The sequence below is a fragment of the Stenotrophomonas sp. YJH_SMC_4 genome (genome assembly GCF_059371575.1).
In genome coordinates this window covers 25,318-41,899 of the sequence record NZ_JCAFUR010000013.1, presented here as the reverse complement: position 1 = coordinate 41,899, position 16,582 = coordinate 25,318, and the positions used below count along the sequence as shown (strand labels likewise).

At 65.7% G+C, this 16,582-nt stretch carries 16 protein-coding genes; 9 read left to right on the top strand and 7 right to left on the bottom strand.

Annotated elements, in window-relative coordinates:
* Window positions 1-2: 2 nt before the first annotated feature.
* Genes AC5P9F_RS16085 through AC5P9F_RS16075 form a run of 3 tightly spaced genes read right to left on the bottom strand, consistent with a single transcriptional unit; the run spans window position 3 to window position 2,351 of the window.
* Window positions 3-602: a DUF6436 domain-containing protein gene (locus AC5P9F_RS16085; RefSeq protein WP_308679390.1), complete on the bottom strand. Its 600-nt coding sequence runs from the start codon at window positions 600-602 to the stop codon at window positions 3-5.
* Window positions 602-880 (bottom strand): hypothetical protein, encoded by a 279-nt coding sequence (locus AC5P9F_RS16080; RefSeq protein ID WP_258394007.1) that lies wholly within the window; start codon window positions 878-880, stop codon window positions 602-604. The genes AC5P9F_RS16085 and AC5P9F_RS16080 overlap by 1 nt, the downstream gene beginning before the upstream one ends.
* A gap of 55 nt (window positions 881-935) precedes the next feature.
* Window positions 936-2,351, bottom strand: a complete 1,416-nt coding sequence (locus tag AC5P9F_RS16075) for an aminotransferase-like domain-containing protein (protein WP_005414762.1) — start codon at window positions 2,349-2,351, stop codon at window positions 936-938.
* Window positions 2,352-2,534: 183 nt separating this feature from the next.
* On the opposite strand from AC5P9F_RS16075, the gene cyoA reads away from it, so the two are divergent.
* The 5 genes from cyoA to AC5P9F_RS16050 are packed head-to-tail and all read left to right on the top strand — an operon-like array spanning window position 2,535 to window position 7,080.
* Entirely contained in the window at window positions 2,535-3,440 is a 906-nt protein-coding gene (cyoA, locus tag AC5P9F_RS16070; RefSeq protein ID WP_308679388.1) for a ubiquinol oxidase subunit II, read from the top strand.
* Window positions 3,441-3,445: 5 nt separating this feature from the next.
* Window positions 3,446-5,422, top strand: a complete 1,977-nt coding sequence (gene cyoB / locus AC5P9F_RS16065) for a cytochrome o ubiquinol oxidase subunit I (protein ID WP_006474876.1) — start codon at window positions 3,446-3,448, stop codon at window positions 5,420-5,422.
* Window positions 5,419-6,054 (top strand): cytochrome o ubiquinol oxidase subunit III, encoded by a 636-nt coding sequence (gene cyoC / locus AC5P9F_RS16060; RefSeq protein ID WP_005411474.1) that lies wholly within the window; start codon window positions 5,419-5,421, stop codon window positions 6,052-6,054. Before cyoB ends, cyoC begins: the two co-directional genes overlap by 4 nt.
* Before the next feature lies 1 nt (window position 6,055).
* Window positions 6,056-6,388 carry a cytochrome o ubiquinol oxidase subunit IV gene (gene cyoD / locus AC5P9F_RS16055; protein WP_005411473.1) on the top strand — a complete coding sequence of 111 codons (333 nt, stop codon included), beginning with the start codon at window positions 6,056-6,058 and terminating at the stop codon, window positions 6,386-6,388.
* An 11-nt stretch (window positions 6,389-6,399) separates the two neighbouring features.
* On the top strand, window positions 6,400-7,080 hold the full coding sequence (locus tag AC5P9F_RS16050) for an SCO family protein (RefSeq protein WP_308679384.1): 681 nt from the start codon (window positions 6,400-6,402) through the stop codon (window positions 7,078-7,080).
* 102 nt (window positions 7,081-7,182) lie between these two features.
* Here the strand turns inward: AC5P9F_RS16050 and AC5P9F_RS16045 are convergent, their stop codons facing one another.
* Both AC5P9F_RS16045 and AC5P9F_RS16040 read right to left on the bottom strand, forming a co-directional pair.
* On the bottom strand, window positions 7,183-7,761 hold the full coding sequence (locus AC5P9F_RS16045; protein WP_005414757.1) for a hypothetical protein: 579 nt from the start codon (window positions 7,759-7,761) through the stop codon (window positions 7,183-7,185).
* Window positions 7,761-9,527 carry a S8 family serine peptidase gene (locus AC5P9F_RS16040; protein ID WP_005411470.1) on the bottom strand — a complete coding sequence of 589 codons (1,767 nt, stop codon included), beginning with the start codon at window positions 9,525-9,527 and terminating at the stop codon, window positions 7,761-7,763. Before AC5P9F_RS16040 ends, AC5P9F_RS16045 begins: the two co-directional genes overlap by 1 nt.
* Window positions 9,528-9,836: 309 nt before the next feature.
* Here AC5P9F_RS16040 and AC5P9F_RS16035 point away from each other — a divergent pair, with 309 nt between their 5' ends.
* A complete protein-coding gene (locus AC5P9F_RS16035; RefSeq protein WP_005411469.1) occupies window positions 9,837-10,277 on the top strand; it encodes a DUF2231 domain-containing protein in 441 nt (146 codons plus the stop codon).
* The gene (locus tag AC5P9F_RS16030; protein WP_111173034.1) at window positions 10,270-11,580 is read left to right on the top strand and encodes a PQQ-dependent sugar dehydrogenase; all 1,311 of its coding nucleotides are present in this window, start codon (window positions 10,270-10,272) and stop codon (window positions 11,578-11,580) included. The genes AC5P9F_RS16035 and AC5P9F_RS16030 overlap by 8 nt, the downstream gene beginning before the upstream one ends.
* Before the next feature lie 147 nt (window positions 11,581-11,727).
* On the opposite strand, the gene AC5P9F_RS16025 is transcribed toward AC5P9F_RS16030, so the two are convergent.
* A complete protein-coding gene (locus AC5P9F_RS16025; RefSeq protein WP_012481491.1) occupies window positions 11,728-12,378 on the bottom strand; it encodes an exopolysaccharide biosynthesis protein in 651 nt (216 codons plus the stop codon).
* Window positions 12,379-12,527: 149 nt separating this feature from the next.
* Here AC5P9F_RS16025 and yidA point away from each other — a divergent pair, with 149 nt between their 5' ends.
* Entirely contained in the window at window positions 12,528-13,361 is an 834-nt protein-coding gene (gene yidA, locus AC5P9F_RS16020) for a sugar-phosphatase (protein ID WP_114619002.1), read from the top strand.
* Between the two features lie 15 nt (window positions 13,362-13,376).
* Here yidA and AC5P9F_RS16015 read toward each other — a convergent pair whose 3' ends face one another.
* On the bottom strand, window positions 13,377-13,910 hold the full coding sequence (locus AC5P9F_RS16015; RefSeq protein ID WP_133050235.1) for a hypothetical protein: 534 nt from the start codon (window positions 13,908-13,910) through the stop codon (window positions 13,377-13,379).
* Between the two features lie 297 nt (window positions 13,911-14,207).
* Here AC5P9F_RS16015 and AC5P9F_RS16010 point away from each other — a divergent pair, with 297 nt between their 5' ends.
* Window positions 14,208-16,526 carry a TonB-dependent receptor gene (locus AC5P9F_RS16010; protein ID WP_448177754.1) on the top strand — a complete coding sequence of 773 codons (2,319 nt, stop codon included), beginning with the start codon at window positions 14,208-14,210 and terminating at the stop codon, window positions 16,524-16,526.
* The last annotated feature ends 56 nt before the right edge of the window (window positions 16,527-16,582 follow it).

Sequence of the window (16,582 nt, the reverse complement as noted above, 5' to 3'; positions counted from 1 at the left end):
CCTCAGCGCTTGGCCTGCCAGGGGCAGTAGCAGCCCACGGCAAGCAGTCCCTTTGGGCGCACGGTCTCGCCGCGCACCAGTCTGTCCAGCAGCGGTTCGACAAAGCTGTTGGCCGAGTTGCAGACCATGCCGATGCTGTACGGCCCCGCGTAGGCGAGATGGCCCTGGCGATCCCAGATGGCTACGGCGGGGCTGGCCGGGATGTGTTCGATACCGTCGATGGTCGGCAGGTTGATCACCTTGTTGCGCAGCGGCTCGGGCAGCTCGCCCTGCGTACCCGGGCGGCGGATCGCATAGAAGTCGATGCCGGCGCGGCGGTACATGCTGATCAGGTAGCTCAGGTGCGCGCCGGTCTCGCGGTTGCAGACCGCACAGGCCGGGTCCCAGAAATGCACCACGCGGATGCGGCCGGTATCACCGGCCAGATCGGCCGGCAGGCGCAGTTGCGAGTCGTCGAAGACGATGGCCTGTTCGGTGAAGGTGGACTGCGCGCTGTAGCCGAAGTACTGCCACAGCGCAGCCGCGACGCCAGCCATGAACAGGCAGGCGAGGGCGATCATCGTCGGCAGCAGCCTGCGGCGACGCGGCGCGGCTGCGCCCATCAGGAATCTTCCCGGCCGAACTTGTGCACGTACTGCTTGCGCATCTCGCGGCAGGAATCGGCCTGCGCGCGGCGCTGGATCTCGCTACGCGACGGATCCTCGCTGCGCTGCACGCACTGCTCGATGGCGTGGCGTTCGGCGGCCTGCACGTCCACGGTCTGCGGCTGCAGGCAGACCCAGGCCAGCGCGGCCAGCATCAACACCACAAAGCCACCGCACCCGGCCATCACCAGGTGGAACCTCAGTTTCTCGGCGCGCATCGATGCACGTCCCTTCATCCATACATTGCATACAAAATATCATCTTGTATGGATGAAGCGCCATGCACCCGGTTCAGACGATGGCGTTGTGCCGGGCCTCGGGGGCTTCGGACAGAATCTCGTTCAGCTTGGCCAGCGCCCCGGCCAGCGCGCCTTGGTCGACCGCGCCGCCAAGCGACAGGCGGATCGCGTTGCCCGGCGGCGGCTCTTCCACGCTGAAGGCATCCGAGCTGGCGATGCCCAGGCCCTGTTCCTGTGCGGCCTGGATCAACCGGTACTGGTCCAGCCGTGGCGGCAGCGGCAGCCACACATGCAGGCCGGCCGGATGCGCCTGGGCGCGGGGCGGCAGGAACTGCGCGGCAATCGCCTGGCGCTCGCGCAGTTCCTGCTGGAAGCGCTGCACCATGTCCCGGGCCTGGCCGCTGCGGATCCACTGCGACGCCACCGCCACCATCGACTGGGTCGGCATCAGCGCGATTGCGCGCAGCGCATCCAGCACCGGTTCCATCGGCTCGCCGGCCGGCACCACCAGGTAGGCGGTGCGCAGGCCCGGCGCCAGGCACTTGGACAGGGTGGAGATGTAGTAGACCGGGCAGCCGGCGTCGCGGTGGGCGGCCAGCGGTGGCGCGGCGTCACCGGCCAGCAACCAGTAGGGATCGTCTTCGATCACGGTCAGATCGTGGCGCTCCGCCACCGCCAGCAGGGCCTGCCGGCGCTGCGCCGACATCGTTGCCGTGGTCGGGTTCTGGATGGTCGGCACCAGGTACAGCAGGCGCGGGCGACGTAGCTGGCAGGCCTCCTCCAGCGCGCCCGGCAGCATGCCCTCGGCGTCCATCGCCACCGGCACCACGCCCCGCTGCAGCACGCGCGCGGCGGCCAGCAGGCCCGGGTAGGTCAGCTGCTCGGCGGCGATCAGCTCGCCCGGCTGGGTGCGGGCCAGGATCAGCGCGCACAGCGCGGTCTGCGCGCCCGGGCAAATCACCACCTGGTCGGCACCGACCGTGCCCAGCATTGGCGCCAGCCACTGCACGGCGGCGGCGCGGTCCTCACGGGTGCCGGCGCCGACGTGATAGCTCATCAGTTCGCCCTGGCCCAGCTGCTGGCCCACGTGCTGGAAGCCGGCCTCCATGCCCTGTGCGAACGGCGCGCTGCCCAGCAGCGGCGGGATGTTCATGCTCAGGTCCACCGAGGTGCTGCGGTTGCCGGCCGACAGCGCGATGAAGGTGCCGCCGGCGCCCTGCGCGTCGAGCAGGCCGGCCTGGCGCAGCTCGGCGAAGGCACGGGTGACGGTGGTCAGGTCCACGCCCACCTGCTGGGCCAGGTCGCGCTGCGGCGGCAGCCGGTCGCCCGGGCGCAGCACGCCGTCATCCACCGCCTCGCGTACCTGCTGGGCAATCTGCAGGTACAGCGGGCCGGCGCCCTCGCGGAAGGGGCGAACCCAGGTGCGATTGGGGTGTTTCAGGCGGCGGCCGGCGGCAGGTGGCGTCATCGGTCAGTTTTTTCCATACGTGCAGATGCACAATTCCATACAATGATGTATCTTGTATGGGCTTGATTGGAGTGGTTCGCCTGCTTGTAGGCGACCTCGTACCCACAGTGTAGCCGCTCCACGCCCGGGCGCTGCGCGCAGGCGAGCCGGTCAAGCGCGCTTCTTCAACAGGGTTGACCTCCAATGAATATCTGCTGGAACCGCATCCGCCTGGCGCTGGTCGCCCTGGCCTGCGTCGGCCTGTCGGGCTGTGACTGGGTGCTGCTGGATTCGAAGGGCATGGTCGGGCTCGCCCAGCGCGACCTGATCCTGATCTGCATCGGCCTGATGCTGATCGTGGTGATACCGGCCATCGTGCTGACCTTCGTGTTCGCGTGGCGCTACCGCGCCGGCAACACCAAAGCGAAATACACGCCGGACTGGTCGCACTCCACCAAGGTGGAGATCGTGGTCTGGGGCGTGCCGCTGATCATCATCGCGGTGCTGGCGGTGATCGTGTGGAAGTCGACCCACGAGCTGGACCCGTACAAGCCGCTGGACGTGGCCGGTGAGCCGCTGCACGTGGACGTGATCGCCACCGACTGGAAATGGGTGTTCGTGTATCCGGATCTGGGCATCGCCACGGTCAACCAGCTCAACTTCCCGGCCAACCGCCCGCTGGCGTTCAACATCACCTCCAACTCGACGATGAATACCTTCTTCATCCCGCAGCTGGGTGGGCAGATCTACGCGATGGCCGGCATGCGCACGCAGCTGCACCTGATCGCCAACGAGCCCGGCCAGTTCCGTGGCATGTCCGGCAACTACAGCGGGCATGGCTTCTCGAACATGAAGTTCATCGCCACCGCCAGCAGCAACGAAGACTTCGATCGCTGGGTGGCCGAGGTGCGCAGAGCGCCGGACGCGCTCAGCTTCACGCAGTTCAAGGCGCTGGCCGCGCCGTCGAAGAACGCACCGGTGCAGCACTTCTCCAGTGTTGAACCGCTGTTGTTCAAGAAGGTCATCGACCAGTTCATCGGCGTCGGTGAGAACACCGCTGCTGCTACCCCGGCGGGCGTTGCCGGCGGTGCCCAGGTTTCCCAGGAGTAACGAACATGTTGGGTAAATTGACGTGGGAGGCCGTGCCACTGCACGAGCCGATCGTCGTGGTCACATTGGCAGCCATGGTGCTGGGCGGCCTCGCGCTGCTCGGCGCAGTGACGTACTTCAAGCTGTGGGGTCCGCTCTGGCGTGACTGGTTCACCACCGTGGACCACAAGAAGATCGGCATCATGTACGTGGTGGTGGCGCTGGTCATGCTGGTGCGTGGCTTTGCCGATGCGCTGATGATGCGCGCGCAGCTGGCGGCGGCCGGGCCGGGCAGTGACGGCTTCCTGCCACCGGAGCACTACGACCAGATCTTCACCGCGCACGGCGTGATCATGATCTTCTTCGTGGCCACCCCGTTCGTGGTCGGCCTGATGAACATCATCGTGCCGCTGCAGATCGGTGCGCGCGACATGGCGTTCCCGTTCCTCAACGCCTTCAGCTTCTGGATCTTCGTGGTCGGCGCAGCGTTGATGATGATCTCGCTGGGCGTTGGCGAATTCGCCATGACCGGCTGGGTGGCCTATCCGCCGCTGTCGGGCATCGAGTTCAGTCCAGGCGTGGGTGTCGACTACTACATCTGGGCGTTGCAGGCTTCGGGCATCGGCACATTGCTGACCGGCGTCAACCTGTTCATCACCATCCTGCGCATGCGTGCGCCGGGCATGACCCTGATGAAGATGCCGGTGTTCACCTGGACCGTGCTGGTCACCAGCGTGATCATCATCGCCGCCTTCCCGATCCTGACCGTGGCGCTGGGTGCGCTCACCCTGGACCGCTACCTGGACTTCAACTTCTACACCAACACATTGGGTGGCAACCCGATGATGTACGTGAACCTGGTGTGGGCCTGGGGCCATCCGGAGGTGTACATCCTGGTGCTGCCGGCGTTCGGCATCTTCTCCGAAGTGACCGCCACCTTCGCGCGCAAGAAGCTGTTCGGCTACAAGTCGATGGTCGGTGCCACGCTGGCGATCGGCATCCTGTCGTTCATCGTCTGGCTGCACCACTTCTTCACCATGGGCTCCGGTGCCAGCGTCAATGCCTTCTTCGGCATCATGACGATGATCATCGCCATCCCCACCGGCGTGAAGATCTTCACCTGGCTGTTCACCATGTACGGCGGCCGCGTCGAGTTCAGCGTGCCGATGCTGTGGACCATCGCCTTCCTGGTCACCTTCACCATCGGTGGCATGACCGGCGTGCTGCTGGCCATTCCGGGCGCGGACTTCCTGCTGCACAACAGCCTGTTCCTGGTCGCGCACTTCCACAACACCATCATCGGCGGCGCGCTGTTCGGCTACCTGGCCGGCTTCGCCTACTGGTTCCCGAAGGTGTTCGGCTTCACCCTCAACGAGCGCTTGGGCAAGTGGTCGTTCGCCTGCTGGGTGATCGGCTTCTACCTGGCCTTCATGCCGCTGTACATGCTGGGTTTCATGGGCATGACCCGCCGCATGAACCAGTACGACAACCCGGCGTGGACGCCGTATCTGATCGCCGCCTTCATCGGCGCGCTGTTCGTGTTCGCGGGCATCATCCTGATGCTGGTGCAGATCTACGTGAGCGTGCGCGACCGCAAGCGCAACCTGGACCTGACCGGCGACCCGTGGAACGCACGCACGCTGGAATGGGCCACGCCGTCGCCGCCGCCGTTCTACAACTTCGCCGTGGTGCCCAAGGCCGATGAGCTGGACGCCTTCCACGAAGCGAAGAAGCGCGGCCTGCCGCCGCCGCCGAAGAAGTACGCACCGATCCACATGCCGAAGAACACCGGCGTGCCGCTGATCCTCAACATCTGGATCCTGGTGCTGTGCTTCGCCCTGGTCTGGCACATCTGGTGGATGGCCGCGGCCAGCTTCATCGCGATGATCGTCACCCTGATCGTGCGGTCCTACGACGAGGACGTGGACTACTACGTCAGTTCCGAAGAGGTGGCGCGCACCGAAGCGGCCAACCTTGCCAAGCTGAAGGAGGTACGCGCATGAACCTGTTGACCCGCCCCGAACTGGCCAGCGACACGCAGGCGCGCGAGGACCACCACGAGCACGACCACGGCCACGAACAGGGCGGCATGAAGGTGTTCGGCATGTGGGTCTACCTCATGTCCGACCTGGTGCTGTTCGGTTCGCTGTTCGCCTCGTACGCGGTGCTCAGCACCGCCTACGCAGGCGGCCCCACCGGCAAGGACTTGTTCTCGCTGCCGTTCGTGATGGCCGAGACCTTCCTGCTGCTGGTCTCCAGCATCACCTACGGCCAGGCCGTACTGGCGATGCATCGCCACGACACCTCGGCGGTGCTGCGCTGGCTGGGCGTGACCTTCGTGCTCGGTGCCTCGTTCATCGGCATGGAGATCTACGAGTTCTCGCACCTGATCCACGAAGGCGCAGGCCCCAGCACCAGTGCCTACCTGTCGGCGTTCTTCGCGCTGGTCGCCACCCACGGCCTGCACGTGGCCAGCGGCCTGATCTGGATGGCGGTGGTCATGCACCAGGTCTACCGCCGTGGCCTGACTCCGACCAACATCACCCGTGTGTCGTGCCTGAGCCTGTTCTGGCACTTCCTGGACCTGGTATGGATCTGCGTCTTCACCTTCGTCTATCTGATCGGAGCCTTCTGACATGGCCCACGTCGAAACTTCGCGCGCCGGCAATGCGCACGGCTCCACCAAGTCCTACCTGATCGGCTTCGTGCTGTGCGCGCTGCTGACCGTGGTGCCGTTCGCACTGGTGATGAACCCGGTGCTGTCGCGGCCGCTCACGCTGTTCCTGCTGGTCGGCTTCGCGGTGGCGCAGATCCTGGTGCAGCTGGTCTATTTCCTGCACATGGACCGCAAGTCCGAAGGTGGCTGGAACCTGGCCAGCTTCGTGTTCACCCTGGTGATCCTGTTCATCATCGTCGCGTTGTCGGTGTGGATCATCTGGAGCATGCACTACCACATGATGATCAACTGAGCCTGCGAACCGTGAAAGGCATCGCGTTCCCCCAACGTGGCCTGCGGCTGGCCGCAGGCCTGCTGCTCGGCCTGCTGGCCGGCTGCAGTGCGCAGTCGCGCATGGACTTCTACTCCAAGGACATCGCCTGCGAAGAGCTCGGCCAGCAGTGGTCGATGCCCGACAGCCACGGCACCGTGCGCGGCCCGAAGGACCTGCAGGGGCAGGTGACCTATCTGTTCTTCGGTTTCACCAGTTGCCCGGACGTGTGCCCGACCACCATGGTCGAGCTGAGCCAGGTCAAGCACCTGATGGGCAAGGATGCCGACCAGCTGCAGGTGGTGTTCGTCAGCGTTGACCCGGCCCGCGACACCCCGGAGGTTGCGCGGACCTACGTGGAAGCGTTCGACCCCAAGGCAATCGCACTGGTCGGCAACGAAGCGCAGCTGGCGGCGATGGCCAGCGACTTCAAGGCGTTCTACGAAAAGGAACCCGGTCAAGTACCGGATACCTACACGATGAGCCACATTGCCGGTGGCTACGTGTTCGACCGCCAGGGTCGACTGCGCCTGTTCGCGCCGTACGGCATGCCGGTGGAAAAGCTGTTCTCGGACGTGCAGCGACTGCTGCTGGAGCCCGCTCATCCCGCCGCCGGCAACGACGCGCTGGCCAGCTGCCACCTCAAGCACAGCGGCACACTCGCCGCCCGCTGACGCCACCTTTACCGCGGTGGGTGCCGACCGTTGGTCGGCACACCCCCACACCAATCCCCGGCCGGCCAGGAGAGCCAGCCGGCCGGGGCACCGCTCAACGCCTTACTTGGTCTCTTCCCACTGCACCACGTCCGGCTCGGTGGCGCGGATACCGGCGGTGGACAGCAGCCTGGTGGTCGCATCCAGTGCCGCGTTCACCGACGGATACTCCACGATGGCCTGGCCCGAAGCCTTCGACACCTTCACCACGGTGCCACCGGTGGCCGTAGCCGCGCGCTGGGCCGATGCCGCATCGGTGAAGAACACCTTGACCCGCGAGGTCGCCACCACCGGCGCTCCGTCGCGGGAGACCGCCGCCGCGAACTTGCCGGCACCGGCATCAGCAGGCGCGGCCGCTGCGCCATCCAGCGAACGCTTGGTACGCGAACTGGTGGTCGCCGCCGCCTGCGGGGTGATCGTGAACTGACCGCCGCTGGCCTGCTTCACGGTGGTCGAGGGAGACAGCTGGAAGCGTGTGCCGCCCACATCGAACGAACGGCCGGTAGCGGAGGCCTTCAGTTCCTGCGCGTCCACGGTCGACAGGGTCCTGGCTGGAGGGGTTTGCCCCGAGCTCTGTGCCCAGGCAGGGGAGGTCATCGCCGCGAAGGCGAGCGTGCTCAACAGAATGGTCGTCTTCATCATCAGTGCCCCAGAACGCGGATCTTGAAGAATTCGAGGTTGCCACGCGATGCAGCGGTCGCGGCCTGCCCCATGTCGGTCACTTCCAGCGTCCAAGTGCCGCTGGCGTTCTCATCCAGGAAGGCATTGCTGGACAGCAGGTCCCAGCTGGTGAAGTTGCTCTGCGCGCCACCCGTGCCCGAACCGATCGCGGTGAACGCCGGTTGCACCACGCTGCGGGTACCGCTGGGCGACACCAGCACGAACTGCAGCTGGCGCGTGTTGCGGTGGTTGACCCGGAAGCCCAGCTGCACGCTTTCGATGTTGCGCGCGCCGTTAGCCAACTGGAAGGTCAGGCGTGCGGCGGCAGCCGAGGTGTTGCCGATGGCCACGGTACGCGTGGTGTTGCGCCAGCCGCTGTCGACCAGCGCACCGAGCGACTGGAAGTTCTCGGCCACCTGCACCGCGCGTGCAGCGTTGACTACGCCGAAGCCATACCAGTTGCTGTAGGCACGTCCGGCAGCATTCACCGTCCAGCCCGGCACCAGCGTGCGCCCGTCGGCCAGCGTCACCGCCGGCTGGTTCGGGTGGTTGCGGGTGGCGGTGGTGGCCAGGATGTACTTTACATCGCGATAGGACAGGTTCGGATTGGCTTCCAGCACCAGTGCCGCTACGCCCGACACCATCGGTGCCGACGCGGACGTGCCGTTCATCTTGGCGGTGTAGTTGCAGGTGCTGTCGATGGCCGACAGGTTGCTGTCCAGCGTGTTCTGGCGGTTGGTGTTCTTGTTGCTGCCCTGCGCGCACCCGGTCACGTCGGTAGTGACGATGGCCGGGTCGTAGGCGCGTGCCACCAGGCCGGGCGCGTACTGCGCCTGCAGGCCGTACTCGCCGCCAAAGGCCGACACCCACAGCGCCGAGCCGGTGGAGGAATACGACGAGCGCACGCCATCGGCGCGCACCGCGCCTACGGTGATGACGTTGAACAGGTTGTTGCGCGGGTCGCGGCCAGCCGGCACGCAGCCGGTGTTGCGGTTCTTGGTGTCGGTGGTGCAGACATCCTGGGTCTGGCTGATCGAGGCATTGTTGAAGTTGTTGCCGGCCGACTTCACGTAGATGCCGCCGCGGCCACCGCGCGTCCCCGACAGCGCCTGCTCGTACGAACGAATCGTGTTCTCGCTGTACGCCAACGGCAGGTTCGGATTGCCCGGGCCGGCGCCCCAGCTGTTGTTGAACACCTGCACGTCGGCCGACTCCGCGCCGTCCCACCAGGCGTACTCGATGTTGCTCTGCTGGTTGCCCAAGGCTGAGCGCGAAATTGGGTTGAAGCCCTTCAGCGTCGCCGCCGGGGCCACACCGCGCACGCCCAGGTTGTTGGCGCCCACCGCACCGGCGATGCCACCGACCATGGTGCCGTGGTTGTCGACATCCGGGTTGGTCGGGGTGGGGTTGTTCGAGCCATTGGTGAAGTTCTTGCCGGCCACCGCGGCCACGTTGGCCGCCAGGTCCGGATGCGCGATCTGCAGGCCATCGTCGACGATGGCGATGGTGACGCCCTGGCCACGGATGCCATTGCGGAACAGGCCATCCACGTTCAGATCGTTGCCGGCCACCGGCAGTGTGTCGGCCGGGACCGTCTGACCGGTGTTGAGCAGGTGCCACTGGATACCCGCCAGCGGATCAGCCTGTTGGGCCTGGGCGGTGGCGGCCAGGCTGCCCAGCACCAGGGCAGTGGCGAGGGCCAGGCGCGCAGAGCGCGGTGGCGCGGAGCGTTGCGTGTGTCGCTTCATACACGAATCCTTCTGTTGTGAATCGGCATGGCAGGACGGCGGGGCGGAACTGCCCCATCGCAACGAGCCAAACGCGACACAACGGAGAACCCCCTACCTCTTCACACAAGCAATGTGCAGATGTGCCGATTGCGTCACAAACGCTTATGCCGCGGAGTAATGACGACCGCCGTGCCCCGCATCTGGCGGACGCCAATCCTGATTGGCACCTGCATCCACGCATGGCGTGGATCTACCAGGTGTCATCGCGCGCCCTCACAGCCCGCTGTGCTACTACAGCCCGTGCACCCTTCCGCACGGAGCACGATGATGGTCAATCCGCTCGCCCAGGCCCATCGCGGCCTCGGCACCACGCTGTTCAGCCTGTTGAACCCGATACCCTTCGGCTTCTTCGTCGGCGCACTGATCTTCGACGCGATCTACCTCAACAGCGCCGAGGTGATGTGGGGCAAGGCCGCCGCCTGGCTGATCACCTTCGGCCTGCTGATCGCCATCCTTCCGCGCCTGATCAACCTGTTCGCGGTCTGGCGCCGCAACGGCACGGCCACCCGTATCGACCGCATCGACTTCTTCCTCAACCTGGTCGCGGTGGTGCTGGCCATCTGGAACGCCTTCGTGCACAGCCGCGATGCGTATGCCGTTGCAGTGCCGGGCACGATCCTGTCGGCGCTGACCGTGGCCCTGATCGCGCTGGGCCTGATCCTGCTGTCACTGCAGCCGCCGGTGCTGCAGGGAGGTCGTCATGGCTAAGCACATCCTGCCCACCGTCGCCGCCTTGGCATTGGCCGCCGCCCTGTCGGCCTGCGCCGGCAAGGCCGAGTACCATCCGGCCGACCAGTCGGGCCCGCAGCCGCCGCTGCCCAAGCCGGCCAACTTCCTGATGCCGCCGATGCAGGTGCCCAAGGGCGTTGGCTGGGCTGATGGACAGACCCCCACGGTGGCCGAGGGCCTGAAGATCGAGCGCATCGCCGCCAACCTGCAGCATCCGCGGCGGCTGCTGACCCTGCCCAACGGCGATGTACTGGTGGTGGAAGGCAACGGCCCCGGCGAAGAACCGGTCACCACGCCCAAGCAGTGGATCGCCGGCAAGGTGAAGGCGCGCTCGGGCAAGGCCGGCAAGGGCGGCAACCGGGTCACCCTGCTGCGCCGCACGCCGGGAACGAACACCTGGACCCAGCATGTCTACATCGAAGGCCTGCATTCGCCGTTCGGCATCCAGCTGATCGGCGACACGCTGTACGTGGCCAACACCGGCAACATCGTGCAGTACCACTACGTGCCCGGTGAAACCCGCATGTCCGACAAGGGCCGCGAGTTCACCGACCTGCCCAGCACCATCAACCACCACTGGACCAAGGAACTGCTGGCCAGCCGCGATGGCCGCAAGCTGTACGTTGGCGTGGGCTCCAACAGCAACATCACCGAAAATGGTCTGGCCGTCGAGTACCGCCGCGCGGTGGTGCTGGAGGTGGACGTGGCCACCCGTGGCAGCCGCATCTATGCGTCGGGCATCCGCAACCCGACCGGGCTGGACTGGGAGCCGAGCACCGGCACGCTGTGGGCCGTGGCGAACGAACGCGATGAAATCGGTGCCGACCTGGTGCCTGATTACCTCACCTCGGTGAAGGAGGATGGCTTCTACGGTTGGCCCTACAGCTACTACGGCCAGCACGTGGACGAGCGCGTGCAGCCGCAGCGGCCGGACCTGGTGGCCAAAGCAATCACGCCCGACTACGCCATCGGCTCGCACGTGGCACCGCTGGGCCTGCTGTTCTACACCGGCCAGGCACTGCCGGCGCAGTACCACGGCGGCGCCTTCATCGGCGAGCACGGCAGCTGGGACCGTTCGCCGCTGAGTGGCTACGAAGTGGTCTACGTAGCGTTCAAGGACGGCAAGCCGACCGGGCGGCCGCAGACCGTGGTCAGTGGCTTCGCCTCGAAGGACGAGAAGACCCTGATGGGCGCACCGGTGGGCATGGCGATGGATGCCGAAGGCGCGCTGCTGGTGGCTGATGACGTGGGCGACGTGGTGTGGCGGGTGTCGGCCAAGTAGCTGTGTAGCGTCGAGCCATGGCCGAAGAACATCCGGTAGAGTCGACTGTCAGTCGACTCGAGCGCGCAGCGCGTGCTTCCCCGGTAAGCAGCGAAGGGCAGCCGACTCCACCCTGTCGAGTCCGCCCTGCCGGTTCTGCCACCGGGTTCAGCGTGCCCGGAACCCGCTGAACACCGACTCGGCGGCAAACCCCATGCCACCCAGCAGCACGCCGAAATACACCACCGTGGCCACCACGAAACCATAACCGGCAGCCACCGCCGCACCATCGCGCTGGATGAAGCCAATCGCAAAGGACATCAGCGCCAATGCCGGCAGCGTGTTGCTGAAGGGAATCGGTCCGGCCGGCGCCATCAGCAGCAAGGTGGCGAACACCAGCATCAGGTTGTTCAGGCGCATCATCTTCTTCGAGCGCACCATCACCGCCAGCCGCATCGGCCGCGACAACCGCTCCATGCGGTGCACCCACTTCAGCGCACGGCCGAGGTTGGCCTTCAGCTTGTCGGTGGCGATCTCGCGGCGCGCCAGTTTCTGCGGTACCCACAGCGGGCGGTTGCGCACCCGGCTCAGGCCGATCAGCAGGATCGAGGCGCCAAACACGGTACTCAGCCCCGGAATCGACACCGGAATAATGAAGATGGCCGAGAGCAGGATCACGATCAGCAACAGGCCTTCATCGCCCAGCGCACTGAGCAGGGTGCCGACCCTCACCTGGTCGCCGGGCAGCTCGTCGATCATCTGCTCGATCTGCTGGGCCAGGGGGGCGCTGTCGTCGGTTTCGGGGGCACGGTAGGTCATGCGTCGCAAGCTTCTCCAGGGAAGGGCGGTCAATGGGCCGTCCTGCGGTGGGGAACGCACAGGCTCCTGCAGTATCCCGGCCAACGTGGGCAAAGAGGTGAACCGGCCATGAGGGGGTAAACTGGCGTGCCCCGCACGAGTTGAACGCAATGGACATGGGCCGCAGGCAATCGACCATCGAACTGGTCGCCATCGACATGGATGGCACCCTGCTGGACCCGTCGCACCAGCTCACCCCACGCGCCAGGAAGGCCATCGCGCAGGCGCGCGCGCTGGGCGTGCACATCGTGCTGACCAGTGGCCGCCCGGTTCCGGGCCTGGCGCCGTACCTGCACGAGCTCGGCATCACCGGCAACGACGACTACTGCATCGCCTGCAATGGCGGCCTGGTGCAGCGCGTCGGCACGCGCGAAACCGTGGTCGACTATCCGCTCAGCTTCGACGATTTCCTGTTCTGCGAGCAGGTGGCCCGCGAAGTGGGCGTGCACTTCCAGGCGCTGGACAGCCAGCGCATGTACACGCCCAACCAGGACATCAGCTACTACACCGTGGCCGATTCGCATCTCTCGCGGATGCCGCTGTCCTATCGCCGCGTGGAAGACATGGACCCGTCGATGTCCTTCATCAAGCTGATGATGATCGACGAGCCCGAGGTACTGGATGCCGCCATCGCGCGCCTGCCCAGCGCGCTGACCGAGCGCTTCGCGGTATTGAAGAGCGCGCCGTACTTCCTGGAAGTGTTCGACCACCGCGCGGGAAAGGGCCCGAGCCTGCAGAAGCTGGCCGAGCACCTGGGCATCGACCGCGCCAACGTGATGGCCATCGGCGACCAGGAAAACGATCTGACCATGCTGCAGTACGCCGGTACCTGCGTCGCGATGGGCAATGCCATCGATGCGGTGAAGGCGGTGGCGCGGTTTGAGACCAGCAGCAATGCTGATGACGGCGTGGCGCGCGCCATTGAGGCCTACGTATTGCGTTGAGGCGCCAAGCGGCGCTCAGCGCCTCAGGCCCAGCACGCAGTGCGGAGCATCGCGCTGGCTGCGGACGATGATCTCCTGCGCTCCTACGGTGAGCGAATGGTGCTGCTCGTGGTTCCGCGCGATCAATGGCGCACCATGGCTGGGTGGATAGATGAATGGCTGCAGGGTGTAACGCTTAGCCAACCGCTCCAGTGGGAAGCATGGCGTATCCACGAACGTGACGAACAGAAGGCGGATTTCATCGTCCTCGCCGCGTATAACGCGATACTCCACGTTATCGATGGCAAAGCCATCGGCGGTCAGCATCGGCTGTGACCGGTAGATGCGCGGTCCTGCATCCTTCTCAAATGAAAACGGCGCGATGATGCCCAGCTCATGCAACTGGGCCGGGCTGATCGGCGACGGCGTGGTGACGAGCGCGTCGATCAGGGCATCCAGACGCTGTGGGGAACGCACTTCAACTCTGTCGTGCGATAGCGCAGTTTCCATGCACGAAAGCAACATCATGCCAACGCTGGCTATTGCTTTCCAGGTGGTCCAGCGGGTCATCAAGGCTCCTGCCAATCTGGAATCGGGTATCTGAAGATACCGGACAGGACGATACCTGCGTATAGCCGCGCTGTACCACGGTGCAATGGCGGATGCGGCAGTGCGATGCAAGAATTTCGCACGTCGAAATCACCCCACCGAATCCCACGGCAGATGATCGTCTTCGTCTGCTGACCGGCGCGCAGCGCGCCGTCACCCCCTCAACGCGATCGCACCGCCAGCCAGGGCGCCGACACCGGTGCTGCAACGCGCTGGGCGTGCGCCTGCGCCGCTCTCTCCCTGCACCTGGATCTGCCCATGAACACCCCACCCACGACGCGCCTCGCCCTGGCCATCATCGCGGCGATCACCGCACCTGCGTACGCAGCAGACACGCACGATGCCGCGCACGACTCGCCCACCACGCTCAACGCCCTGCAGGTCATTGCCACACCGCGCGGTGCGGCCGTGGCACCGACCCAGGTGGTCGGCCCCAACCGTTACATCATCAAGGCAGACGACCTCGACGCGATGGTCACCGGCAACAACGGCCTGGCGATGCTGAAGCAGGTGCCGGGCGCCAGCTACACCGCCACCGACGGGCTGGGCCTGGATATCTCGGCCACCAGCCTGTTCGTGCGCGGCTTCCGCATGAACGAAATGGGCATCACCTTCGAAGGCGTGCCGCTGAACGACAACGGCTTCCTCTCGCTCACCGGCACCAGCGTGGTGAACGTGGGCGTGCCCGATGGCATCGGCGCGATCACGGTCAGCCCCGGTGGCGCACCGGTCAGCGTGTTCTCCAGCAGCGTCAACGGTGGCAGCCTGGAATATCGCCTGCGCGAGCTGCAGGACACGCCCAGCCTGCGCGTGAAGCAGGGCGTGGGCAGCAACAACACGCTGGTCACCACCGTATCCGGGCAGAGCGGCCAGCTCGGCGAGCATGGCCCGAAAGTACTGGTCGACCTGCAGCGTGTGTCCGCCGACAAGTACCAGGGCGAGGGCACGCAGAACTTCCTGCGCGGCGACCTGAAGCTCCAGCAGGACGTCGCCTGGGGCGATTTCACCGTGTTCCTGTCAGACAGCAAGGCCAAGGTCTGGGGCTACAACAACATCTCCTTCGACATGATCCGCAAGCTGGGCTGGAAGGCCGACATCTTCTACCCGGACTACGCTTGGGCGTATTACGTGGCCTCGCCGGAGAACGCGGGCAATTCCTGCGGCGCCTACACCTGCGGTGAGCTGTCCGAACTGATTCCGTACGACACCGGCCAGATCACCCGTGACCGGGTGTCTTCGATCAGCCATCGCTTCCAGATCAGTCCGGCGCTGAGCGGCAACGTGCAGTTGTACAACGCCAACAGCCACACCCAGGCCACGCTGACCGACCCGACCGTACCGTCGCCCAACGGCGCGCCATTCTCCGAACAGGTGCAGACACCGCGCCTCAACCGGCTGGGCGGCATGCTCAACCTGCAGTTCGAGGCGGGCGCGCACACCTTCACCGCCGGTTTCTGGCAGGAGAAGAGCAAGGCCGCCGCCAAGACCGAGTGGTACCAGCAGCCGCTGCTGGGCGAGGGCCCGCCGCTGAAGACCACCGGTCCGTTTGATGTGTACGGCCCCGCGTTCAAGACCGACAACGCATCGAGTTGGGTGACCCGCTCGCGTCAGTTCTACCTGCAGGACGACATCGTGTTGAACGACACGCTGAAGCTGGGTGTCGGCTTCAAGGCCGTGGATTTCCGCACCAGTGGTGGCGGCCTCGGTGATGCCAAGGACCGGCCGGTGAACGGCACGCTGCGCGCGAAAAGCAACTTCCTGCCGCATGTCTCGCTGTTCTGGAGCCCGACCGAATCCACCGATGCCTTCATCGACCTGGCCAACACCATGAACGGCTACCGCGTCGCCCAGCGCGGCAACATCGGCTACACCGCCTCGGCCTGGACCATCACCGACCAGGAAGAGTTCGATCGCGTGGCGGGCACGCTGCGTCCGGAGAAGAACTGGAACCTCACCGTGGGCGCGTCGCATCGCTTCGACCGGCTGACGATCACCGGCGACGTGCTCTACAACGACATCCGCAATCGCCTGCTGTCGGCGGCCATCGGCACTCAGTTCGCACAGATCAATACCGTGCGGTTGATGCCGAAGATGCACGTGATCGGTGCCGACCTCGGCATCACCGCCGATCTGAGCGACCACCTGCAGTTCTACCAGGGCGTGGCCGTGGCCCGTTCGTACTACGACAGTGATTTCGTGGTGGGTGACACGGTGTACCCGATCAAGGGCAATGCCCAGCCGGGTTACCCGCAGATCTCGCTGGTCAGCGACCTGTCCGCCCACTTCGGTGACTGGCGTTTCGGTGCCACCAGCACCTCGTACCTGCGCCAGCCCTTCACCTACGAGAACGACATTCGCGTGCCGACCTTCTGGCAGGTCAACACCTATGCCGCCTACCGCTTCGGTACGGACAGCGCGGTGCCCGGCCTGGAGCTGCGGCTGGACGTGAGCAACCTGTTCAACCGCCACAACATCGGCACCGCCACCATTGCAGGCTCGTCATTCTCGGGGGATTACCAGACCCTGCAGCGCAGCGCGCCACGGCAGCTGATGTTCAGTACCTCGATGACGTTCTGAGGCAACGAAGGCCGGGGTCAGAGCCCTTTGCTGCGCAAAGGGATCCGACCCCGCAG